General features: G+C 69.8%; 19 protein-coding genes and 5 pseudogenes. 12 read left to right on the forward strand and 12 right to left on the reverse strand.

Features of this window, described 5'->3' with window-relative positions; translation table 11 throughout:
• Positions 1-70 precede the first annotated feature (70 nt).
• Complete coding sequence (locus ACFJI0_RS00365; protein ID WP_382323035.1) at positions 71-1432, reverse strand: M23 family metallopeptidase; 1362 nt, start codon at positions 1430-1432, stop codon at positions 71-73.
• A gap of 203 nt (positions 1433-1635) precedes the next feature.
• On the opposite strand from ACFJI0_RS00365, the gene tyrS reads away from it, so the two are divergent.
• Positions 1636-2886: a tyrosine--tRNA ligase gene (tyrS, locus tag ACFJI0_RS00370; protein WP_382323036.1), complete on the forward strand. Its 1251-nt coding sequence runs from the start codon at positions 1636-1638 to the stop codon at positions 2884-2886.
• Between the two features lie 309 nt (positions 2887-3195).
• Here the strand turns inward: tyrS and ACFJI0_RS00375 are convergent.
• The 4 genes and pseudogenes from ACFJI0_RS00375 to ACFJI0_RS00390 form a co-directional block, all read right to left on the reverse strand.
• A pseudogene (locus ACFJI0_RS00375) lies at positions 3196-3892 on the reverse strand (ankyrin repeat domain-containing protein).
• Positions 3889-4383 (reverse strand): heme-binding protein, encoded by a 495-nt coding sequence (locus ACFJI0_RS00380; RefSeq protein WP_382162358.1) that lies wholly within the window; start codon positions 4381-4383, stop codon positions 3889-3891. Before ACFJI0_RS00380 ends, ACFJI0_RS00375 begins: the two are co-directional and overlap by 4 nt.
• Positions 4384-4488: 105 nt before the next feature.
• On the reverse strand, positions 4489-5160 hold the full coding sequence (locus ACFJI0_RS00385) for a response regulator transcription factor (protein WP_382323037.1): 672 nt from the start codon (positions 5158-5160) through the stop codon (positions 4489-4491).
• Complete coding sequence (locus ACFJI0_RS00390) at positions 5157-6437, reverse strand: sensor histidine kinase (RefSeq protein ID WP_382323038.1); 1281 nt, start codon at positions 6435-6437, stop codon at positions 5157-5159. Before ACFJI0_RS00390 ends, ACFJI0_RS00385 begins: the two co-directional genes overlap by 4 nt.
• A gap of 37 nt (positions 6438-6474) precedes the next feature.
• On the opposite strand from ACFJI0_RS00390, the gene ACFJI0_RS00395 reads away from it, so the two are divergent.
• The 7 genes and pseudogenes from ACFJI0_RS00395 to ACFJI0_RS00425 all read left to right on the forward strand — a co-directional run bounded on the left by ACFJI0_RS00395 (position 6475) and on the right by ACFJI0_RS00425 (position 10363).
• Complete coding sequence (locus tag ACFJI0_RS00395; RefSeq protein ID WP_382323039.1) at positions 6475-6633, forward strand: hypothetical protein; 159 nt, start codon at positions 6475-6477, stop codon at positions 6631-6633.
• 50 nt (positions 6634-6683) lie between these two features.
• Positions 6684-7612: pseudogene (locus ACFJI0_RS00400) on the forward strand (cation diffusion facilitator family transporter).
• A pseudogene (dtd, locus tag ACFJI0_RS00405) lies at positions 7609-8051 on the forward strand (D-aminoacyl-tRNA deacylase). The pseudogenes ACFJI0_RS00400 and dtd overlap by 4 nt, the downstream one beginning before the upstream one ends.
• A 47-nt stretch (positions 8052-8098) precedes the next feature.
• A pseudogene (locus tag ACFJI0_RS00410) lies at positions 8099-8191 on the forward strand (hypothetical protein); the annotation flags it as partial.
• Positions 8190-8375, forward strand: coding sequence for a hypothetical protein (locus tag ACFJI0_RS00415; protein WP_382325917.1), 186 nt, complete (start codon positions 8190-8192; stop codon positions 8373-8375). The pseudogene ACFJI0_RS00410 and the gene ACFJI0_RS00415, both read left to right, overlap by 2 nt.
• Before the next feature lie 51 nt (positions 8376-8426).
• On the forward strand, positions 8427-9356 hold the full coding sequence (locus ACFJI0_RS00420; RefSeq protein ID WP_382323040.1) for a fumarylacetoacetate hydrolase family protein: 930 nt from the start codon (positions 8427-8429) through the stop codon (positions 9354-9356).
• A gap of 35 nt (positions 9357-9391) precedes the next feature.
• Positions 9392-10363: a tripartite tricarboxylate transporter substrate binding protein gene (locus tag ACFJI0_RS00425; RefSeq protein WP_382323041.1), complete on the forward strand. Its 972-nt coding sequence runs from the start codon at positions 9392-9394 to the stop codon at positions 10361-10363.
• A gap of 81 nt (positions 10364-10444) precedes the next feature.
• Here the strand turns inward: ACFJI0_RS00425 and ACFJI0_RS00430 are convergent, their stop codons facing one another.
• The 4 genes from ACFJI0_RS00430 to ACFJI0_RS00445 form a co-directional block, all read right to left on the reverse strand.
• Positions 10445-11110: a GntR family transcriptional regulator gene (locus ACFJI0_RS00430; protein WP_382323042.1), complete on the reverse strand. Its 666-nt coding sequence runs from the start codon at positions 11108-11110 to the stop codon at positions 10445-10447.
• 196 nt (positions 11111-11306) lie between these two features.
• Positions 11307-11762 (reverse strand): rRNA maturation RNase YbeY, encoded by a 456-nt coding sequence (ybeY, locus tag ACFJI0_RS00435; RefSeq protein ID WP_382323043.1) that lies wholly within the window; start codon positions 11760-11762, stop codon positions 11307-11309.
• The gene (locus ACFJI0_RS00440) at positions 11762-12148 is read right to left on the reverse strand and encodes an MliC family protein (RefSeq protein WP_382323044.1); all 387 of its coding nucleotides are present in this window, start codon (positions 12146-12148) and stop codon (positions 11762-11764) included. The genes ybeY and ACFJI0_RS00440 overlap by 1 nt, the downstream gene beginning before the upstream one ends.
• Before the next feature lie 13 nt (positions 12149-12161).
• Positions 12162-13142, reverse strand: coding sequence for a PhoH family protein (locus ACFJI0_RS00445; protein ID WP_382323045.1), 981 nt, complete (start codon positions 13140-13142; stop codon positions 12162-12164).
• 112 nt (positions 13143-13254) lie between these two features.
• On the opposite strand from ACFJI0_RS00445, the gene ruvA reads away from it, so the two are divergent.
• From ruvA to ACFJI0_RS00460, 3 genes are read left to right on the forward strand one after another with little or no spacing between them, the layout of a single operon-like run.
• Entirely contained in the window at positions 13255-13833 is a 579-nt protein-coding gene (gene ruvA, locus ACFJI0_RS00450; protein ID WP_382162327.1) for a Holliday junction branch migration protein RuvA, read from the forward strand.
• A gap of 3 nt (positions 13834-13836) precedes the next feature.
• Positions 13837-14889 (forward strand): Holliday junction branch migration DNA helicase RuvB, encoded by a 1053-nt coding sequence (gene ruvB / locus ACFJI0_RS00455; RefSeq protein ID WP_291120989.1) that lies wholly within the window; start codon positions 13837-13839, stop codon positions 14887-14889.
• A 4-nt stretch (positions 14890-14893) separates the two neighbouring features.
• The gene (locus ACFJI0_RS00460) at positions 14894-16531 is read left to right on the forward strand and encodes a rhomboid family intramembrane serine protease (RefSeq protein WP_382323046.1); all 1638 of its coding nucleotides are present in this window, start codon (positions 14894-14896) and stop codon (positions 16529-16531) included.
• Here the strand turns inward: ACFJI0_RS00460 and ACFJI0_RS00465 are convergent.
• Positions 16479-18264, reverse strand: a pseudogene (locus tag ACFJI0_RS00465) (lysoplasmalogenase family protein). The gene ACFJI0_RS00460 and the pseudogene ACFJI0_RS00465 overlap by 53 nt on opposite strands.
• Positions 18265-18366: 102 nt before the next feature.
• On the opposite strand from ACFJI0_RS00465, the gene ACFJI0_RS00470 reads away from it, so the two are divergent.
• Positions 18367-19458: an SPOR domain-containing protein gene (locus ACFJI0_RS00470; RefSeq protein WP_382323047.1), complete on the forward strand. Its 1092-nt coding sequence runs from the start codon at positions 18367-18369 to the stop codon at positions 19456-19458.
• Positions 19459-19477: 19 nt separating this feature from the next.
• Here ACFJI0_RS00470 and ACFJI0_RS00475 read toward each other — a convergent pair whose 3' ends face one another.
• Entirely contained in the window at positions 19478-20662 is a 1185-nt protein-coding gene (locus ACFJI0_RS00475) for a DSD1 family PLP-dependent enzyme (RefSeq protein ID WP_382323048.1), read from the reverse strand.
• Complete coding sequence (locus ACFJI0_RS00480; protein ID WP_291120998.1) at positions 20646-21287, reverse strand: histidine phosphatase family protein; 642 nt, start codon at positions 21285-21287, stop codon at positions 20646-20648. Before ACFJI0_RS00480 ends, ACFJI0_RS00475 begins: the two co-directional genes overlap by 17 nt.
• Positions 21288-21464 lie beyond the last annotated feature (177 nt).

Raw genomic sequence — 21464 nt, forward strand, 5'->3', positions numbered from 1 at the left:
GCGTTTTCTCGCCGCAACGAAAAAGGGAGCCGCTGGCTCCCTTTTTTGTTGGGTGTCGAGACCGGGTCGCTTACTGGGCGTTCGCCTGCTGGATGCTGGCGGCGGCATTGAGCTGCATGCGCTGCAGCTGGGCCACGGCGTCGAAACGCTGGCGCAGGGCGGCCGGCACGGGGATGGACTCGCTCTGGCGCGCGATGGCCAGGGGATCCACGTGCACGCCGTTGTCGCGGAACTCCAGGTGCAGGTGCGGGCCGGTGGAGGCGCCCGTGGTGCCGACGGCACCGATGAAGTCACCCTGGTTCACGCGCTGGCCCTTGCGCACGCCGATGCGGCTCAGGTGGGCGTAGACGGTGACCTGGTTGCTGCGGTGCTTGATGTAGATGACATTGCCATAGCCGCGCTGTTCGCCCGCGAACTCGACCGTGCCGTCGCCGATGGTGCGCACCGGCGTGCCGGTGGGGGCGGCGTAGTCCACGCCCATGTGGGCCTTGCGACCGCCCGTGATGGGGTGAAAGCGCATGCCGTAGCCGCTGCTCACGCGCGAGAACTCCAGCGGGGAGGCCAGGTAGAAGCGGCGCGAGCTCTGGCCGTCGAAACCGTAGTAGCCGCCTTTGTGGCCCGCTTCTTCGAACCAGACGGCCTGGTGTTCCTTGCCTTCGTTGACGAACTCGGCGCTCAGGATCCGGCCGGTGCGCAGGCTCTCGCCATCGGCTTCCAGGCTTTCGTAGACCACGTTGAAGCGGTCACCTTGGCGCAGGTCGCGGCGGAAGTCGATGCTGCTGGAGAACATCTCGGCCAGCTGGATGGCGACCGGGTCGGGGATGCCGGCCGCGTCGGTGGCGGCGAACAGCGAGCTGCGGATCACGCCGCTGGCCAGCCGGGACGAGGCGGTCAGCGCGCCTTGTTCCAGGCGCGAGCCGAGCGCGCCCTGGGCATCCTTTTCGACCACGAGGCGGGTGAAGCTGCGTTCGTCGGCGGAGAGCCAGCGCGCGGTCAGGCGCAGCAGTTCCTGTTTCTCGGTGGCTTCGACGCTCACCAGGCGGCCGGCACGGCCCAGCAGCTGGCGCGCGATGGCGTCGTTGCGCAGGAAGGTCTGGGCTTGCGAATCGGTCACGCCCATGCGCTGCAGCAGGCTCTGGGCGGTGTCGTCGCGGCGGGTGGTCTCGCTGCGGAACAACACCAGCGGCGCGGCGGGCTGGGCCGCGAGGAGGCTGTGGATGTCTTGCTGCGTGGGGGCGTCGAGGGCTTCGACGACCTGGCGCACGGGCAGGTCGGCGGCGTCGGGGGCCAGCGGCGCGATGCCGAAGGCGGTGACGCCCGTGCCCAGCAGCAGCACACCGAGGCCGCCCATGATGCGTCGGGGATGCCGGGCGAGGCTTTGGCTCGTGGCATCAGCGAGGCTGGCCAGCGTGTGAAGTAGCGAACGGGTCAAAATCGTTGTTTCCGGTAAGGCCGGCCCCGGTGGTTGGGGCCGCGCGCACAAAAAAAGAGCGGTTGAGGCGGAACAAGTTCACTCAAGCGCTCATGCGGTGACGAACTGGCTTGATATCGTGCAAAAAGCGGGCCAACTAAAATCCGTCATTCGCGCCCGGTATTTTAGCCAGCGTACCGTCCTTCGCATCTGAAAAAACCCCTATGACCGCCTCCAGAAACGACGCCGAAAGTTCTCAGAAATCCGTGCCACTGACGGACGGTGTCCAGGAAGCCCTCAGCGTCACGCTGCGGGGGTGCGAAGAATTGATACCTCAGGCCGACTGGGTCAAAAAATTGTCACAGTCGGAAACCACCGGCCGGCCGCTGCGCATCAAGCTGGGGCTGGACCCCACGGCGCCCGACATCCACATCGGCCACACGGTGGTGCTGAACAAGATGCGCCAGCTGCAGGACCTGGGGCATCAGGTGATCTTCCTGATCGGGGACTTCACGAGCCTGATCGGCGACCCCTCGGGCCGCAACAACACGCGCCCGCCGCTGACCCCGGAGCAGATCAAGGCGAACGCCGAGACCTACTACAAGCAGGCCAGCCTGGTGCTGGACCCGGCGCGCACCGAGATCCGCTACAACAGCGAGTGGAGCCTGCCGCTGGGCTCGATGGGCATGATCCAGCTGGCGGCCAAGTACACGGTGGCGCGCATGATGGAGCGCAACGATTTCCACGACCGTTTCAAGGCCGGCACGCCGATCAGCGTGCACGAGTTCCTGTACCCGCTGATGCAGGGTTACGACTCGGTGGCGCTGCAGAGCGATCTGGAGTTGGGCGGCACGGACCAGAAGTTCAACCTGCTGATGGGCCGCCATCTGCAGGCCGAGTACGGCCAGGAGCCGCAGTGCATCCTGACCATGCCGCTGCTCGAAGGGCTGGACGGCGTGGACAAGATGTCCAAGAGCAAGAACAACTACATCGGCATCACCGAGGATGCGAATTCGATGTTCGCGAAAGTGCTGAGCATTTCGGACACGCTGATGTGGCGCTGGTACACGCTGTTGTCGTTCCAGTCGATGGCGCACATCGAGTCGCTGAAGCAGGCGATCGAGCAGGGCGCGAACCCCAAGGACGCGAAGGTGGCGCTGGCCAAGGAGATCACGACGCGTTTCCACAGCGCGGCGGCGGCGGAGGCGGCGGAGCAGGATTTCATCAACCGCAGCAAGGGCGGTGTGCCGGACGAGATTCCGGAGGTGTCGCTGTCGGGCGCGCCGCTGGGGATCGCACCGCTGCTGAAGTCAGCGGGTTTGGCGCCCTCCAACAGCGAAGCCAACCGTCTGATCGATGGTGGCGGTGTTCGTGTCGACGGCGCTGTCGTGAGCGACAAGGGCTTGAAGCTGCCTGCGGGGACCTTTGTGGTTCAGGTCGGGAAGCGGAAGTTTGCTCGCGTGACTTTGAGCTAAGACCTTTCCGTCTTCTACCTCGCGGGCTCGGGGGGCCCGGGCGCTCTGCTCCGCGGGTGTCCCCCGAACCGGCTTCGCCGGTTCTCCTCCTTTACCCCGCTGCGCAGAACGCCCAGGCCCCCCGAGCCGAAACAGGTTGGGGTTCGCTCTTTCGTTCTTTCGCGGGTGGTGTGCCTGAGTGCGTGGGGGTGGAGGGCGCAGCGACGTAAAGGAGGAGGGGCGGCGAAGCCGACCCGGGGGACAGTCGCGGAGCCCTCCGCCCCACGCACTCAGGCCGAGAGAAGCAACCTGAAAGAAAGAGCGAAAGACTCAGCGAGCCCCAGCCTTCTCGAGCATCGCCACCATCGCCGAGTACCCGCGAGACCGCGCCAAAGCCAAAGGCGTCTGCCCCGAACGGTCCGCCAGCTGCAAACCGGCCCCCGCATCGATCAGCGCCTTGAGCGTGGCCTGGTGGCGCGCACCGCCGTCGCCCAACACGATGGACTCGATCGTCGCCGTCCAGTGCAGGTTGTTCACGTGGTCCAGCGGCGCACCGGCGGCAATCAGCTGGCGCACCACCCCGTCGTGGCCCAGGTGGGCCGCCGCGATCAAGGCCGTGCCGTCGTAGCGGCTGGTCGTCTGCTTCGCGCTCGCGCCCAGCTGCAACAACACCCGCAGCGTTTCCTCATCGTCCGCCACCGACGCGATCGTCACGGCGTCGTAACGGTCGTTCTCCAGCCGGTCGATGTCGGCACCCGCCTTCACCAGCGCGCGGATCGCCTCGCGCTGCCGCGCGAACGTGCGCAACGTGCAAGGGCGTGCGGCCCCGCGCGTCGGTGGCATTGAGCGCCGCGCCACCGGCCACCAGGCGCGCGATCTTCGCGCTGTCGCCCTGGTGCGCCGCGGCGTGCAGGCCGCTGTAGGCCGCGACCTCGGAGGCACTGGGCCCCACCTGGGCCCAGACCGCCGACGCGGTGCTCGCCAACGCCACCAGCAGGCCGGTGATCAGCGCGCGGCGGCGTTTCATTTCAGCTGGTCCTTGACCTTGTCGAGCGCGGCGATGGCGCACTGCTCGTCCAGATGGCCGCCGGGCGCGCCGCCCACGCCCACGGCGCCGATCACTTCGTTGCCCACCTTCACCGGCACGCCGCCGCCGAGCAGCAGGTAGCCGGGGATGTCCGTCAGGTTGGCCGCGGCCGGGTTCTTCTGCGCGCCTTCCATGATGGCCAGCGTGTTGTTCTTCGCCGAGGCCGAGGTGAAGGCCTTCAGGCGGCTGGCTTCCAGCGTGTGCGGGCCGGCGTTGTCGGCGCGCATGACGGCGCGCACGCCACCGGCACGGTCCACCACCGTGGCCGCCACGTTATAGCCGGCGGTGCTGCAGGCCGCGACGGTGGCGCTGGCGATCTGGGTGGCGAGTTCGAGCGACATGTTCTTCTCCACGCGCACGCTCTGCGCGCTGGCCAGGGCGGCGGCGCTGAGGGAAACGGCGAGGAGGGACGCTTTGACGAAGGCTTGCATGGAGTTCTCCGGGTGTTGTGAAACGGTTCGATCAACCGTGGGAGAACTGTAAAAATCCGCGCCCGAAACGGCCATTCGGGCGCCTACGCGCGGCCCTCCGTAGAACTACGCAGTGCCGTTGCCGTTGCCGCCGCCCGGGCCGGCCGTGTCCTGGGCGTCCACCAGCGCGGCGTAGTGCCGGATCAGCTGCGCCAGCGAGGGCGCCTGCAGCTTGGCGAACAGGTTGGCGCGGTGGGTTTCCACCGTGCGCGGCGACAGGCCCAGCGCGCGGCCGATCTCCTTGTTGGTCAGGCCCTCGACGATCAGGCCCAGCACCTCGCGCTCGCGCTCGGAGAGCTGCGCATAACGTTCGCGCGCGGCGCGGTCGGCCTCGTTGCGCTGGCGCGAGCGCACGTGCTGGCGCACCGCGTTCTGCAAGGCTTCGAGCAGCACCTCGTCGTTCACCGGTTTTTCCAGGAACTCGGCCGCACCGGCCTTGAACGCGCGCCGGCACATGTCCACCGTGCCATGGCCGGTGAGCATGATCACCGGCTGGTCCACGCCCTGCGCCACCAGGGTGTCGAGCACGCTCAGGCCGCTGATGCCGGGCATGCGCACGTCGAGCACGATGGCGCCGATGCCCTCGCGGTCGAAATCGCTCAGGAAGGCCTGTGGGTCGCTCCAGGGCTGCACGCGCAGGCCCACGGTGCCGATCAGCAGGCCCAGGCTGTCGCGCACCGCCTGGTCGTCGTCGATCAGGTGCACCGTGGGCGAGAGGGTGTCGGGCGAACCGTTCATGGGAGGCCCTCCGCGAGCGGCAGTTGCAGCCGGAACACCGCGCCCCGCTCGGGCGCGTTGGCCGCGTCCAGCGTGCCGCCCATGCCGTTGGCCAGGGTTTCGCACAGGCTCAGGCCCAGGCCGAGTCCGTCCTTGCGCGTGGAGTAAAACGGCTCGAACAGGCGCGGCAGCACCTCGGGCGGGATGCCCGGGCCGTTGTCGGCCACGGTGATCTCGCCCCGGCGGTCCTTGGCCGACACCGTGAGCGTGAGCCGCCGTTGCGCGGCGGGCACCTGCTCCAGCGCCTGCAGCGCATTGAGGATCAGGTTGTGCACGATCTGGTCCAGCGCCACCGGGTCGGCCAGCACCGTCACCGCCTGCGCGGCGTCGAGCACCGGCACCACATCGCGCCGCTGGCACTCGGGCTCCAGCAGGTAGAGGGCTCGGCGCACGGCCTCCACCGCCGCCACGGGCTGGTGCTGGCCGCTGCGGTCGGGCCGCTCCACGGTCTGGCGCAGGCGGCCCACGACCTCGGCGGCGCGGCGCGCCTGCGCCGCGGCCTGCAGCATGGCGCTGCGCGCGGTGGCGAGTTCGGGCGGGTCTTCGTTGAGCAGGCGCTGCGCGGCCTGGGTGTTGGCGAGCACGGCGGTCAGCGGCTGGTTCAGCTCGTGCGCCATGCCGGCGGCGAGTTCCCCCAGCGTGTTCAGTCGCGCCACCTGGCCCAGGCGCAGCAGTTCCTCAGCGCGGCGGCGCGCGCTGCGCTGGCGTTGCAGGTGGTGCAGCGCCGCCAGCAGCGCCGTCACGCCCAGCACCCAGGCCAGCATCAGCCCCCAGGGCAACTGGCCCCAGCCCACCGAAAGGGTGGCGACCACGTCGAAGGGTTGGCTCTCGGCCGCCAGCAGCTTGTGAAACGCGAAGTGCCAACCGCGCGTGGGCCGCTCGTCCAGGGCGGCGCCAGGTTGCACCACGTAGCGCTGGCCTTCGTGCTCCAGCGTCACGCGCACCGGGCTGGTGTCGGCCTGCATGGGCCATTCGGACCAGGGCACCATGGCCCGCACGTCGATCGTCAGCGCGTAGCTGGTGGGCGTGGCGGCCAGCACCACCTGGTAGCGCCCGGCGGGCAGGTCCAGCCCGCCCAGGGCGGCGCGGCGCGCCTGGCGCGAGCGCGTCTCGGCCTGCGTGAGCTGCGGGTCGTTCCAGCGCTGGTCGGGGTCGCGCCGCTGCACGCTGAGGATCTGCGGGTAGAGCACCGGGAGGCGCTGCTCGGGCGACGAGGCGCCGCTGCTGCTGTCGGGCACCGGTTGCAGCAGCGCGAGCGCTGGCCAGCATCGCGTCGTGCTGCACCACCTGCTGGCTCAGCAGCCGGTGGACGATGCGCGCGTCGGTCTCGAACAGCGCGCGCTGTTCATCGAGCGACAGGCGCGCCAGCAACACCGCGCCCGCCAGGGACAGCAGGATTCCGCCGCTCACCCACCACTTCAAGCGTTGCCATGACTGCCACATGCGGCGGATTCTGGCATGCCCGCAGCCGGCACAATGGCGGCATGCGCTTTGTCCCCGCCCGTTTCCTCACCCCGAAGCGCCTCCTGATGGCGTCGATCGGGGTGGCGGTGGTCACCATCGCGCTCAAGACCCTGGCCTGGGTGGTCACCGATTCGGTGGGCCTGCTGTCCGACGCGATGGAGTCGCTGGTGAACCTGGCCAGCGCGGTGGTCGGCCTGGTGATGGTGACCATCGCCGCGCGGCCGGCCGACGAGGAGCACCCTTACGGCCACCACAAGGCCGAGTACTTCTCCTCGGGCTTCGAAGGCATCCTCATCATCGCGGCCGGTCTCGGCATCCTCTGGGCTGCCGGCAGCCGCCTGCTGAACCCGCAGCCGATCGAACAGGTGGGCTGGGGCCTGGCGCTGTCGGTGGCGAGTTCGGTGCTCAACGGCGGCCTGGCCTGGACCATGCTGCAGGCCTCGAAGACACACCGCTCGATCGCGCTCGAGGCCGATGCCAAGCACCTGTTCTCCGACGTCTGGACCTCGGCCGGGGTGCTGGTCGGTGTCGTGCTGGTCACGCTCACCGGCTGGCTCTGGCTGGACCCGCTGGGGCGATGGCCGTGGCGCTCAACATCATGAAGGAAGGCGCACGCCTGGCCTGGCGCTCGTCGCAGGGGCTGATGGACGAGGCGGTGGAGCCCGAGGTGATGGCGACCATCCAGCAGACGCTGGACGGGTTTGCCCTGTCGCACGGCGACACCCACATCATCCGCTTCGACCACGTGAGCACGCGCCGCGCCGGCCAGCGCCGCTTCGTGGACCTGCACATGCACATGCCCGCGGCCTGGACGCTCGGGCGCGCGGCCGCCGTGCGGGCCAGCGTGGAGCAGGCCTTGATGAGCGCGGTGCCGGGGCTGCGCGCCACCATCCAGCTGCTGCCCAGCGACGTGGAAGCCCACTTCTTCGATGAGGACGATTTGAAATGATCTCGCTGTTGCAGCGCGTGAGCGAAGCGCGCGTGGACATCGATGCCAGACCGTGGGCGCCATCGGCCCGGGCCTGCTGTTGTTGCTGTGCGCGGAACCCGAGGACACCGAGGCCGTGGGCGAGAAGCTGCTGGCCAAGGTGCTGAAGCTGCGCATCTTCGGCGACGACGCCGGCAAGATGAACCGCAGCGTGCAGGACATCGGCGGCGGCCTGCTGGTGGTGAGCCAGTTCACCCTGGCGGCCGACACGAAGAGCGGCAACCGCCCGGGCTTCACCGGCGCGGCGCCGCCCGCCTTGGGCGAGGCGCTCTACGAGGCCTTCGTGAAGGCGGCGCGCGCGCAGCACCCGCTGGTGCAGACCGGCCGCTTCGGGGCCGACATGAAGGTGCACCTGGTCAACGACGGACCGGTGACCATCCCGCTGCGGATGACGGCCTAGGTGTGAAACCTCAATAGGTCGTTCATCCGGCCCTGATTGGGGACGCTGTGGTTGCCAGGCCCAGCCACTCAAGTCAGGACTGGCGCACCGGCTTCAAGTGGCTGGCCCGTTTCGGGGCCGAAAGCGCCGCAGGGCTGTGTGATCGCAGCTCGCGACCGCATCACAGGTCAGCGCCAGCAACGCAACCGGGGCATTGGCTGGGACGCTGTGCCTCTGACCATCGACGACCCCTCCCGGGTTTCCTTTGCCCGGGTGCTCAATGACGAGAAGGCCATTGGCCGCGCGCTGTTCCTGCGCCAGGCCGTCGACTGCCGCGCCAATTGAATTCAGCTGAATTCAATTGATATGATGCGATCTTTCCCCAAAGGAGACCCCTTGAGACTCGCCAATTTTTCCCTGCACCGCCAAGCCGCTCACCCGCGCCTGGGCGTCCTCGCCGGTGACCGCATGCTCGACCTGGCCGCATTCGCGACACGCAGCAACGCCCCCCTGCCGGACACGATGAAGGCGCTGCTTGCGCTGGGCGACGCCGGCCTGGCGCGGGTGCGCGAGCTGATCGCCGGCCCGGGCGCCGCCGACAGCTCGCACGCGCTGGATGCGATCGATTTCCTGCCGCCCATCACCGACGCGCACAAGTTCCTGTGCGTGGGCAAGAACTACCGCACCCACCTCGAGGAGCTGCAGCGCACCGACCTGATCAAGGAACTGCCCAACGAGCCGACGGGCTTCATCAAGCTCAACGACTGCCTGACCGGCCACGACAACGACGTGGTGCGCCCGCCCAGCGTCACCCACCTCGACTACGAGCCCGAGCTGGTGTTCGTGATCGGCAAGGCCGCCTACAACGTGAAGGCTGAGGACGCGTTCTCGCACGTGGCCGGCATCACCATCCTCAACGACCTGACCTGCCGCGACACGCAAAAGCGCGAGGTCGCCTCGGGCTCGCGCTTCTGGACCGCCAAGAACGCGCCCGGGTTCGGCCCGCTGGGTCCCTGCATCATCACGATGGACGAGGTGCCCGACCCCTACGACATCTGGGTGACCTGCAGCGTCAACGGTGAGCAGCGCATGCGCGTGAACACCAGCGACCAGATCTGGAAGCTGCCGCGAATCATCGAGCACTTCTCGCGCCTCGTGCCCCTCATGCCCGGCGACATGTTCTCCACCGGCGCGCCCGGCGGCGTGGCGGTCGGCAAGCCCAACGCCGAGGAGCTGTTCCTCAAGCACGGCGACGTCGTCGAGTGCGCCTTCGAGAACCCGCCCATGGTCCTGCGCAACCGCATCGTCGCGCCCGCGCAGGCCTGAGACCCCATCCGCCCCCAACCCAGGAGACAGACAACATGAACAGCGCTCTTCACCGCACCCTCGCCGCCGCCGTGGCGGCCGCCCTGTGCGCCACCGCCGGCCTCGCGCTGGCCCAGGCGCCGCAGCCCTACCCCACCAAGGCCGTGACCATGATCGTGCCCTTCCCGCCCGCCGGCGGCGCCGACTCGCTCGCGCGCATCCTGGCCGTGCACCTGGGCAACAGCTGGAAGCAGACCGTGCTGGTGGAAAACCGCCCGGGCGCGGCCGGCCACATCGGCGCGTCCTACGTGGCGCGCTCGGCACCCGACGGTTACACGCTCATGATGAGCTCCACCGCCTCGCTCACCAAGGAAAACGCCAGCCAGTTCGCCCCGGTGGCGCTGGTGTCGGCCTCGCCCTATGTGGTGACGGTGAACCCGAGACTGGGCGTGAAGAACATCCGCGAGCTGGGGGCCAAGGCCAAGGCCGAACCCGGCAAGCTGACCTTCGGCTCCTCCGGTGAAGGCTCGGCCTCGCACCTGACGGTCGAGCTCTTCAAGCAGGTGGCCGACGTCGAGATGATGCACGTGCCGTACAAGGGCACCGGCCAGGCCGTGAACGACCTGCTGGCCGGCACCATTGACGTGATGTTCGCCCCTGGTCAGACCGTGATGCCGCACGTGAAGTCGGGCAAGCTGGTCGCGCTGGCCGTGACCAGCGCCAAGCGCGCCAAGGCCACGCCAGAACTGCCGACGATCGCGGATTCGGGCGTGCCGGGTTACGCGGCCGTGGGCTGGTTCGGCCTGCTCGCGCCCGCCGCGACGCCCAAGGCGGTGATCGCCAAGCTGGGCGCGGACGTGAGTCGCACGCTGGACGACCCGGCGGTGGAGCGCACCATGCTGGAAGCCGGTGCCGAGCCAGCCGAAGGCACGCCCGAGCAGTTCGGCCGCTTCATCCAGGAAGAGCTCACCAAGTGGGGCGAGCTGGAACAGGCGATGGCGCGCAAGGCGGGCGCCAAGCCGCGCTGAACCAGCAGGCCCTGCCGGAACATACGCGCGGCTTCGGCCGCGCTTTTTTTTGGCCGGCATGTCCCGGCCTCTCCCGGTCGTTCAGTCGCGTTCGCGCGAGAGCATGGCGTTGATGCGCGCGCGCTGGCCGCCCGCCAGGTGCACGCGCATGGCCTCGCGCGCGCCCTCGGCGTCGCGCCGCGCGATGGCGTCCACCAGACGCTGATGTTCGGCCGAGGCGCTTTCGGCGCGGGCCGGCTCGCTGGCCGTGGCCGGCCCCAGCAGGATCATCGGCGTCTGCAGCGCCCGCAGGGTGGTGAGCAGGTAACGGTTGTGCGCGCTGCGGTAGATCGCGTCGTGAAAGCGCCGGTTCAGCCGCTCGCGGCGCATGGGGTCGCTCAGCACCTCGCGTTCGAGCACCAGCATCTCGCGCAGCACATCGACCTCGGCTTCCGATGCATTCTGCGCGGCGAGCGCGGCCGCAGAGGTTTCCAGCACCAAGCGGATCGCATACAGCTCGATCACCATCTGCTGATCGAGCTGCGCGACCACGCGCCCGCGATAGGGCTCATGCACGATGAGGCCGTCGGTCTCCAGCCAGGCGATGGCTTCGCGCACCGGTGTGCGGCTGATCTGCAGGGTGTCGGCCAGGCCGTTGACGCTGATGCGGTCGCCGGGTTTGAGCACACCGGTCTCGATGGCTTCGTGCAGCTTGCCGTAGGCCACCTGGCCCATGGACTTGCCGTTGCTGTCGGTGTGAGTGGGCATGTTGGATGGGAAGCAATGCGCCTGCGTGGAAGGCCACCAGGCGTGGCTGATTCTATCGAGTATGTTGCGCGCCGACGGCCCCGTCGTGCCGTGGAAACCGGCCCAGCGGCATAGGGCGCCGGCCACACGCCGCTCTCAACCACCAGCCTCCCATGGGCCGCATCCCGGCCATGAACAAGCTCCTGAGACTCGACCCCTAGGCGTAGGGGTTCGGCTGGCCCAGGCCCGCGAGGATCTCGGTCTCGCGCGCCTCCATCTCTTCGGCGTCCTGCTCGCCGGTTTCGTGGTCCCAGCCCTGCGCGTGCAGGGTGCCGTGCACCAGCAGGTGCGCGTAGTGCTGGGCCAGGGGCTTCTTCAGTTCGGCCGCCTCGCGCGCGACCACGGGGGCGCAGAGCACGAGATCGGCCATCACCACCGGTTCGGTGGCGTAGTCGAAGGTGAGCACGTTGGTGGCGTAGTCGCGGCCGCGGTAGTCGCGGTTGAGCGCCTGGCCTTCTTCGGCATCGACGATGCGCACGGTGATCTCGGCATCGGCGTCCAGCGCGTGGCGGATGCAGCGGACCACCCAGTGGCGGGGCAGGGCGGCGCGGTGCGCGGCGGCGTCGGCGAGCTCGCCGAACTGCAGGGAGAGGGTGAGGGCAGGCAGGGCCATCAGCGTTTGGCCGGTTGGGCGAAGCAGTTGGACATCAGGGTCTGGTCTTGCGTGTTGGGGTCGGCGGCGATGGCGCTCAACTCCCCCTTCATGCCTTGCGTGTACCAGCTCAGCCGGGACTGCGGGTCCAGGGCGAAAAAGCGCACGCCCGTGGTGGCACGGCGGCCCTGCAGCATCAGCGTGCGGCCACCGTGGTGCAACGCCGCGAACGAGGTGCCGTTGCTCAGGTTCAGGTAGGCCAGTTCGATCTCGCTTCCGCCATCGCATTTGTACTGCACGGCCTGGCTGCTGAAGACCAACTGGGGCTGTGGTGTTGCCGAGCCCTGGGCGGATGCATCGAGGGCCAGCACGGCGACAAGGCTGGCGAGCAGGGTGCGTGTGAGCATACGGTGGATGGCGTCAGTGGGCGGCGCGGCGCGCGCGCTTCGCGGGCGGGGCGTCTTCGGTGTCGGGGTTGCGCGCGTCGTAGGCGTCCACGATGCGCGCCACCAGGGGGTGGCGCACCACGTCGGCGCTGGACAGGCGGGTGAACGCGATGCCCTGCACGCGCTTGAGCACACGCTCGGCGTCGATCAGGCCGCTGAGCTGGGTGCGGGGCAGGTCGATCTGGCTCACGTCGCCCGTGATCACGGCCTTGCTGCCGAAGCCGATGCGCGTGAGGAACATCTTCATCTGCTCCACGGTGGTGTTCTGCGCCTCGTCCAGGATCACGAAGGCGTGGTTGAGCGTGCGCCCGCGCATGAAGGCCAGGGGGGCGATCTCGATCTGTTGGCGCTCGAAGGCCTTCTGCACCTTGTCGGCGCCCATCAGGTCGTAGAGCGCGTCGTACAGCGGGCGCAGGTAGGGGTCCACCTTCTGGCCCAGGTCGCCGGGCAGGAAGCCGAGCTTCTCACCCGCCTCCACCGCCGGGCGCGTGAGCACGATGCGCTGCACCGCGCTGCGCTCCAGCGCATCGACCGCGCAGGCCACGGCCAGGTAGGTCTTGCCAGTGCCGGCCGGGCCGATGCCGAAGGTGATGTCGTGCGTGGCGATGTTTTCCAGGTAGCGCGCCTGGTTGGGCGTGCGCCCGCGCACCTCGCCGCGCCGGGTCTGCATCGCCAGGGCGCCGTCGCCGGGCTCGGCCAGGGCGGTGTCGCCGCTGAGCATGAGCTGCACCTGTTCGGCGGGGATCGGCTTCTTCGCCATCTCGTACAGCGCCTGCAGCGTTTCCAGCGCCTGGGTGGCCTTGGCTTTGGGCCCCTCGATGCGGAACTGCTCGAATCGGTGCGCCACCTTGACCTGCAAAGCGGCCTCGATGCTGCGGATGTGGCTGTCCATGGGGCCGCACAGGTGCGCCATGCGGGTGTTGTCCGGTGGGGAGAAGGTGTGCCTGAGAATCAAACCGATAATCCAGTGAGTTGATGGCCCCCAACCCTGGCGGTGCCAGGCCCCCCGAGGGGGTGCAGTCGTTCTTGGGGGCGGCCCTGCGAACGACTGGAAAGGAATTTTCCCGATGATAGGCAAGTTGACCGGTACGCTGCTGGAAAAAAATCCGCCCCAGATCCTGCTGGACTGCCATGGCGTGGGTTATGAGGTGGATGTGCCCATGAGCACTTTCTACAACCTGCCCGCCACCGGCGAGAAGGTGGCCCTGCTCACGCACTTCGTGGTGCGCGAGGACGCGCAGATCCTCTACGGCTTCGGCACCTCCTCGGAACGCGAGGCGTTCCGCCAGCTCATCAAGATCAGCGGCGTGGGCCCGCGCACCGCGTTGTCGGTGCTCTCGGGCATGAGCGTGACCGACCTGGCGCAGGCGGTGAGCGCGCAGGAAAGCGGGCGCATCGTCAAGGTGCCCGGCATCGGCAAGAAGACCGCCGAGCGCCTGCTGCTCGAACTCAAGGGCAAGCTCGGCGCCGACCTGAACCTGCCCGGTGCCGGCCCGGCCCAGAGCGACGTGCAGAGCGACATCCAGCAGGCGCTGATGGCCCTGGGCTACAGCGACAAGGACGCCACCGCCGCGCTCAAGGCCCTGCCCAAGGACGTGGGCGTGAGCGAAGGCATCAAGCTCGCGCTCAAAGCACTGGCCAAATAAACCATGAGCATCCAGACCGACGATTTCACCCCCGCGCCGCGCGTGGTGTCCGCCGCGCCCGCCTCGCCCAAGGAAGAGGCGATCGAGCGCGCCTTGCGCCCCAAGCTGCTCGACGAGTACGTGGGCCAGACCAAGGTGCGCGAGCAGCTCGAAATCTTCATCGGTGCGGCCAAGAAGCGCAGCGAGGCGCTGGACCACGTGCTGCTGTTCGGCCCGCCGGGGCTGGGCAAGACCACGCTCTCGCACATCATCGCGCAGGAACTCGGCGTGAACCTGCGCCAGACCAGCGGCCCGGTGCTGGAAAAACCCAAGGACCTGGCCGCGCTGCTGACCAACCTCGAGGCCAACGACGTGCTGTTCATCGACGAGATCCACCGGCTCAGCCCGGTCGTCGAGGAAATCCTGTACCCGGCGCTGGAGGACTACCAGATCGACATCATGATCGGCGAAGGCCCGGCCGCGCGCAGCATCAAGCTGGACCTGCAGCCCTTCACCCTGGTGGGCGCGACCACGCGCGCGGGCATGCTCACCAACCCGCTGCGCGACCGCTTCGGCATCGTCGCGCGGCTGGAGTTCTACACCGCCGAGGAACTCGCGCGCATCGTCAAGCGCAGCGCCGGGCTGCTGAACGCACCCATGGACCCCGAAGGCGGATTCGAGATCGCGCGCCGCTCGCGCGGCACACCGCGCATCGCCAACCGCCTGCTGCGCCGCGTGCGCGACTTCGCCGAGGTCAAGGGCCGCGGCACCATCACGCAGGACATCGCCAACCGCGCGCTGGCGATGCTGGACGTGGACCCGCAGGGCTTCGACCTCATGGACCGCAAGCTGCTCGAAGCCGTGATCCACCGCTTCGACGGTGGGCCGGTGGGGCTGGACAACATCGCGGCCAGCATCGGCGAGGAGCGCGACACCATCGAGGACGTGATCGAGCCCTACCTGATCCAGCAAGGCTTCCTGCAGCGCACGCCGCGCGGGCGCATCGCCACGCTGGCGGCGTACCGGCACCTGGGGGTGGCGCCGCCAAGCAACGCGGGTGAACTCTTCGCCGACTGAAGGCATGCCCGACCACAGCCAGGAGTTTCGAGCGACCTGGCGCGGCAGCGCTGTCTGGGTGGCGGCGCTCGTGGCCCTCATGGCCGCGGGTTTCGCGGCGGGTGCCCTGGCCACGCCGCGCGGCGCCTGGCTGCTGGGCGCGCTGGCGCTCTTCTTCGGAGCGATGGCCTGGCTGCTGCTGCAGCCCCTCTTGAGCGCGCACCCCATCCTGCGCGTCGGCCCCGAGGGCATCGGCGGCTACCTGCTCAAGGGGCAGACCATTCCCTGGAGCGACATCGCCGATGTGGAGCACCTCTCGGTGCAAGGCCAGCACCAGATCCAGATCCAGCTGCGCGAGGGCGCGGTTTCGCAGGCCGCCACCGCAGGCCTGTTCCGCAAGGGGCTCAAGCGCGTGATCGCGTTGGCGCCGCTGCGCCGCGCCGAGCGCCAGCCCGCCGTGCAGGCGGCGCTGCAGGGTTTTCAGCGTTACGCCACCGGCCAGGCCCGCGCGGCCCTGAGCGAGCGGCTGGACGCCTGGCAGGCGCACGAGGCGTTCGAGGAGCGCCTGCGCACCCTCACCCCCACGCCCTGGGCGCTGTACGCGGTGATCGCCGTCAACGTGGCGGTGTGGGTGCTCAACCTGTTCGACGGCATGAGCCCCACCAAGCCCACTTCGGCCGAGCTGTTCGCCTGGGGCGCCAACTCGGCCACGGCCGTGGTGCGCGATGGCGAGTACTGGCGCCTGCTCAGCGCCACCGCGCTGCACGGCGGCGCGCTGCACCTGGGCCTGAACATGTTCGCGCTGTGGGACGCTGGGCGGCGGGTGTGCCGCTGGTTCGGCAACGGCCAGTTCCTGCTGATCTACCTGGCGGCAGGGCTCGCTGGCAGCGCGCTGAGCCTGCATTTTTCGTCACAGCAGGCGGTGTCGGTCGGGGCTTCCGGCGCGGTGTTCGGCGTGCTGGGGGCGTTGATGGTCGGCGTCTACCAGCACCGTGCGAGCGTGCCCAAGGCCATGGCGACGCAGCTGCTGACCAGCCAGGGCCTGTTCGTGGCGATCATGCTGGGGCAGGGTTTTGCCCGACCGGGCATCGACAACGCGGCCCACGTGGGTGGCCTGGTGATGGGGGCCCTGCTGGCCTGGCTGCTGGTGGAGCTGGTCGACGAGCGCGCCTCGCGTGGTCTGCGCCAGCGCCGCCAGGTGATGGCCGTGGCCGCCACGGTGCTGGTGGTGGGCGCGCTGGTGGGGCTGGCCCGGCCCGGCGTGGACCACCGGCAGTTGTTTGGCTCGCAGTCGCTGCTGACGGACCTGCTGCCCCGTCTGAGGGCCGCCGAGACCGCGCTGCAGCAGGACGCCAGGGACCACAAGGACGGGCGCCTGAGCCGGGCGCAATTCGTCGACGCGATGGCGCAGCGCCACATCCCGGCCTACCGGGCGATGGGCGAAGAACTCGCCGCGCTCGGCCCCCAACCCCACACGCCCACGATCGCGGAGATCCGCGAGCTTCACGGCATCGTGCTGGAGGTCATGACGCTGGAGGTGGGCAAACACCGGGGCTCCGTCGATGCGGCGCAGGCCGACGCCAGGCTCGAGCAGCTGTCGGACCGGATGGTCAGTGTGGGTGCCCGTCTGCGAGCGAAGCGCGCGCCGCCGGCCAGGCCGTGAGCGAGGCCGGTTCGGCACCGGCGCGCCGGCCGCGCAGCATGCCCGCCACGATCAGCGCCTGCGCCGCGTAGTAGGTGCTCAGCACCCACACCTGCGACATCGGCAGCGGCGACACGAAGCGATTGGTCGCCAGCAGCGAGTCGCTCAGCATGAAGAAGCCCGAACCCAGCGCCACGGCCAGGGCCGCGCGGTCGCGCTGCACGCTGGCGCGGCCGATGGCCTGCGCGGCCATCAGCGCGATCACCAGCACGTAGGCCGCCACCGGGGCGCGCAGGCCGGCCGGCAGGCCGCCCTGCCACAGGAAGCCGTACATCGCCACACCCAGGCCCAGCGTGCGCACCAGCGCGCGGCGGCTCGGGAACCAGGGCAGGCCCTGGTGGAACAGCGCGATGTAGGCCAGGTGGGCCAGCAGGAAAGCCACCAGCCCCGGGATGAAGTAGCCGGGGAACATCAGGAAGGCGTCTCCCGCCAGTGAAAAGGCCAGCGCGGCGAGCAGCAGGGCGTCCGCGCGCCGCACGCCGCCCGCGGCGCGCGCATGCGCCCACACCACGGCCATCGCGATCAGCATGGCCAGCGGCTTGAAGACCCGGTGCAGCTCCACCCAGCCCAGCGCGGCGGTGGCGATGGCCAGGGCGCCGCATTCGATCAGCAGCGCCTCGCCCATGCCGATGCGCCCCTGCATCACCGCGCCGATGGCCCACAGCGCCACCAGCAGCACGCTGAACACCACGGCGCTGCGCGAGAGCGGCCAGGCATCGGCGAACCACAGGAAGCCCCCCACGCCCACGAGCAGGGCCACGAACTGTGCGCCCGCGAACCAGCGCACCGCAGGGCTCATGGGCGGCGCATAGCGCTGCACGCTGGCGAGGTCGAAAGCGGGTGACGGAAAGCGCTCTGCCACGTCGGCCGGCCGCCAGCCCGGTGGCTTGAACCACACGCGCAGCTTGTCGGCCCAGCGCCGGGTGTGCCAGCTGTCGCGCAGCAGGCCCCAGTACACCTCGCCGTTGGCCCACAGCGGGTCCCAGCTCTGCAGGGGCTTGCGCGTGCCGTAGACGCACTTCTCGTCCTCTTCCTTGAAGCTGCCGAACAGGCGGTCCCACACGATCAGGATGCCGCCGTAGTTGCGGTCGAGGTAGCGGTCGTTCACCGCGTGGTGCACGCGGTGGTTGGAGGGGCTGCAGAACCAGCGGTCGAACCAGCCCAGCTTGCCGACCTGCTCGGTGTGCACCCAGAACTGGTAGAGCAGGTCGATCAGCGCGACCACGCCGAACACCAGCGGCGGTACGCCGGCCACGGCCATGGGCAGGTAGAAGATCCAGCCCAGCAGCGCGCCCGAACTGGTCTGGCGCAGCGCGGTGGAGAGGTTGTAGTCCTGGCTCTGGTGGTGCACCACGTGCGCGGCCCAGAAGACGGCGCTCTCGTGCCCGGCGCGGTGCAGCCAGTAGTAGCAGAAGTCGTAGAACACCAGCGCGGTCAGCCAGCCCATCCCGCTGGTCCAGAACGGGTGGTCGGGCCAGATCGCCACCGCCGAGTACACGGCGGTGTACAGGCCCACGCGCAGCAGCCGGGTGAACACCGCGCTGATCTGGCTGAGCATGCCCAGGCCGATGCTGCTGATGGCGTCGTCGAGCCGGTAGGTGTTGTGCCGGCGCTGGCGGCCGATGGCGTACTCGATCGCGATCAGCGCGAAGAACACCGGCGCTGGCCAGCACGATGATCTGGCTCGGGCTCATGGGAGGCGTGCGAAGCGGAAACGGGGCATGCGCGCATTGTGGGCAGAAGCCGGTGTTTGCACCCTTGGCATCAACCCGCATGCCCGTGCCAGAATCGCGGGCATGTCCGCCCACCCGCCCGCTGCCGCGACCGCCCCGGAGAGTGCCACCACCGCGCTGTACCGCGCCGCGCTGGGGCCGGTGAACACGGCGCACTACCTCGCGGTGTTCGAGCGTTTCGACGACGCCGGCCGCGCCAGCCCGGTCTGGAACCCGGCGGCCGGCCTGCTCACCCTGAACTGGCTGGTGTTCCGCCAGCTCTGGGGCTCGGCGCTGGTCTACCTGGCCTGTGCCCAGGGGCTGGCGCTGCTGGTGCTGGTGGCGGCCCGGCGCTTCCTGCAGTGGCCGCCGTCGGTGGAATGGGGCGTGCTGCTCACGCTGCTGTTGCTGAGCATCGCGATCCCCGGCGCCTACGGCAACGCCCTGCTGCACGCCGACACCCGCCGCCGCATGACGCGCGCCGTGCGCGAAGCCCGCACCGTGCGCGAGGCCTGCGCGGCGCTGGAAAAGCAGGCGAGTTCGAAGCGGCGCCTGGGGGCGCTGGTGGTGGTCAACCTGCTGCTGGCCGGTGCGCTGGGGGCGGGCTGGCTGGGCGGCGGGCTCCTGCAAGGCCTGCCGGCGCCGGCCGCCCAACTCGTCGAAGCACCGGCGCCGGCCGTTCCTGCCGCACCCGCCACGCCCGCCGCCGAGCCCGAGCCGGTCGAACAAGCCGTGGCCGCCGCACCGCCAGCCGCGCCGGAACCGGTGCCCGAACCCGCGCCGGTGATCGTGACGCCACCGACGCTGCCGGCCTTGCCATCCCTCGTCGAGGACAGCCCGCCGGCCGAGCCACCCGTGGTGGCCAAGGCCGCGCCGCCCGAGCCCGCCAAGGTGGTGGTCGCCAAGGTCGCGGCCCCCAAGGCATCGGTGGCGGCGGTGGTGGCGCCGCAGGCCCATGGCATCAACGTCGGCCTGTTCGCCGACCCGGCCAACGCCGACAAGGCCCACGCGCGCCTGGTGGAAGCCGGTTTTCCGGCGATCCTGCAGAAGGTCGAATCGCCCAAGGGCGAGTTCACCCGGGTTCGCGTCGGGCCGTTTGCCAGCCGTTCCTCGGCCGATGAAGCGGCCGCGCGCATCCGCGCCCTGGGGCTGGACGCGGTGGTGTTCGCGCCCTGAGCCGGCGAGGCCCGGTCGGTCAGCCCAGCGCGCCGCGCGTGTCCACGGCGATCAGGCGCTCCACCTTGCCCTCGGACAGGCCGCCGCGCACGCCGAACAGGAGGTCGTGCAGGTTGACCGTGGGGTCGCAGTGGCCGGGCACGAGCCAGACCGTGTCGCCCAGATCGGGCAGGGCCTGGCCGGCGTGGGCCGCGCGCAGGATGCCGTGCTCGTCCCCGCCATTGGCGAACACCAGGCCCGGTGGGCTCCACACGGCCGGCAGGCCGCTGTCGATGGCGTGGCTCTTGTGGCCGGCGTCGCACACCGCGTGCTGGGCGCCCCGGCTCATCACCTGCGCCTTGAGGAACAGCGCATGCTCGAACACCGGGGCCAGCGGCGCGCTTTCGTTGCGGGCGTAGTCGGCGTCCATGAACAGGTAGGAGCCCACCTGCAGCTCGCCCCAGACGTGGCTGGCCGTCTCCAGGGAGAAGGTGCCCGTGCCCGCGCCGGTGATCAGCGGCACCGTGAAACCCGCGGCCTGCAGCCGCTCGCGCGTGAGCGCGGCGGCCCAGGCCGCCTCGCCGATGGCCTTGGCCCGCTCGGCCGGGTCGCGCCGGTGCTGGGCGCCGCCGTGGTAGGCCTGCAGGCCGGCGAAGCGCAGCACCGGGTGCTGGGCGATCAGGCGGGCCAGGTCCACGGCCGGTTCGCCGGGCGGCACGCCGCAGCGGCCCTGGCCGACGTCGATCTCCACGAACACGTCGATGCGGTTCTCACCGCCCACGCTGGCGGCCTCCAGCGCCTGCGCCAGCCGCAGCACGCCGGCCGCGCTGTCCACCGCGATGGCGAACCGCGTGTCGGGCAGGGTGCGCACCGCCTGGGCCAGCCGCTGCAGCTTGGGCAGGGCGATCACTTCGTTGCTGATGTAGATGTCGGTCACGCCGCCGCGGGCCAGCGCCAGGGCCTCGTCGGTCTTCTGCACGCAGACCCCCACCGCGCCGTGGGCCATCTGCAGCCGGGCGAGTTCGGCGCTCTTGTGCATCTTGGCGTGCGGCCGCAGCCGCAGCCCGTGGGCCCGCGCGTAGGCCGCCATGTGCGCGAGGTTGCGCTCCATGGCGTCGAGGTCGATCACCAGGGCGGGGGTGTCGAGCTGCGCCACCTCCTGGCCGATCAGGGCCTGGGCGTTCTGCCAGCGCGAGCTGCGCGCAGGGTCAAGTTGCACGTTCATCGAGGGGGGCCCCGGATTGCAGGTGGTTGGTGTCGGCCCAACCCACCAGGCTCAGGCCCTCGGGCGACCACAGCAGGCGGTTGATGGCGGTGTTGGGCAATTCCCAGCTGCGCGGCGCGGTGAGTTCCAGGCGCGTGGCGGCGCGGTAGAGGATGTCGAGCACGCCGCCGTGCGCGACCATCAGCACCTGTTCTCCGGGGTGGCGCGAGGCCAGTTCGAGCACGGTGGGGATCACGCGGCGCTGCAGCTGTTCCAGCGATTCGCCGCCGGCGGGGGCGAAATCGGGCATGCGCTTGCGCCAGGCCAGGGCCTCGGTCGGCCAGCGCTGTTCGAGCTCGGCCCAGGTCTGGCCTTCGAAACGCCCGAAATGGCGCTCGCGCAGGCCCTGGTGGGGCGTCACGCTCAGGTTCTTGACGCGGGCGACCGCCTGCGCGGTCTCGAAGGCGCGACCGAGGTCGCTGGCATAGACGGCGGCAATCGGTTCGTCGCGCAGCGCTTCGGCCAGCTGGGCGGCCTGCCAGCGGCCGCGCTCGTTGAGGGCGATGTCGGTGTGGCCCTGGATGCGCGTGTCGCGGTTCCAGGCGGTTTCACCATGGCGCACGGCCAGGATGCGGGTGACTTGCAAAGGGGGGTCCTTGAACGCGGGCGAAAGACTGCAACTGTACCGGGGGCGCCACTGTCGCGCGTGCCGAAACGTCAGGAAAACCGGGGTTTGCGAGACAATTCGTTGCATGACGCCGCCGCCATCCCCGCTCGACGGGGATTTTTCCACGCTCTTCAATTTCCTGCCGATCGGGGCCTA

This window comes from Hydrogenophaga sp. UC242_53, assembly GCF_042696965.1.
Classification (GTDB): Bacteria; Pseudomonadota; Gammaproteobacteria; order Burkholderiales; family Burkholderiaceae_C; genus Hydrogenophaga.

What these genes read in the sequence shown, in the direction of transcription:
- tyrS (WP_382323036.1), top strand. Translation starts at nt 1,636, where the DNA reads ATGACCGCCTCCAGAAACGACGCCGAAAGTTCTCAGAAATCCGTGCCA.
- ACFJI0_RS00380 (WP_382162358.1), bottom strand. Translation starts at nt 4,383, where the DNA reads ATGCAAGCCTTCGTCAAAGCGTCCCTCCTCGCCGTTTCCCTCAGCGCC.
- ACFJI0_RS00385 (WP_382323037.1), bottom strand. Translation starts at nt 5,160, where the DNA reads ATGAACGGTTCGCCCGACACCCTCTCGCCCACGGTGCACCTGATCGAC.
- ACFJI0_RS00425 (WP_382323041.1), top strand. Translation starts at nt 9,392, where the DNA reads ATGAACAGCGCTCTTCACCGCACCCTCGCCGCCGCCGTGGCGGCCGCC.
- ACFJI0_RS00430 (WP_382323042.1), bottom strand. Translation starts at nt 11,110, where the DNA reads ATGCCCACTCACACCGACAGCAACGGCAAGTCCATGGGCCAGGTGGCC.
- ybeY (WP_382323043.1), bottom strand. Translation starts at nt 11,762, where the DNA reads ATGGCCCTGCCTGCCCTCACCCTCTCCCTGCAGTTCGGCGAGCTCGCC.
- ACFJI0_RS00440 (WP_382323044.1), bottom strand. Translation starts at nt 12,148, where the DNA reads ATGCTCACACGCACCCTGCTCGCCAGCCTTGTCGCCGTGCTGGCCCTC.
- ruvA (WP_382162327.1), top strand. Translation starts at nt 13,255, where the DNA reads ATGATAGGCAAGTTGACCGGTACGCTGCTGGAAAAAAATCCGCCCCAG.
- ruvB (WP_291120989.1), top strand. Translation starts at nt 13,837, where the DNA reads ATGAGCATCCAGACCGACGATTTCACCCCCGCGCCGCGCGTGGTGTCC.
- ACFJI0_RS00460 (WP_382323046.1), top strand. Translation starts at nt 14,894, where the DNA reads ATGCCCGACCACAGCCAGGAGTTTCGAGCGACCTGGCGCGGCAGCGCT.
- ACFJI0_RS00470 (WP_382323047.1), top strand. Translation starts at nt 18,367, where the DNA reads ATGTCCGCCCACCCGCCCGCTGCCGCGACCGCCCCGGAGAGTGCCACC.
- ACFJI0_RS00475 (WP_382323048.1), bottom strand. Translation starts at nt 20,662, where the DNA reads ATGAACGTGCAACTTGACCCTGCGCGCAGCTCGCGCTGGCAGAACGCC.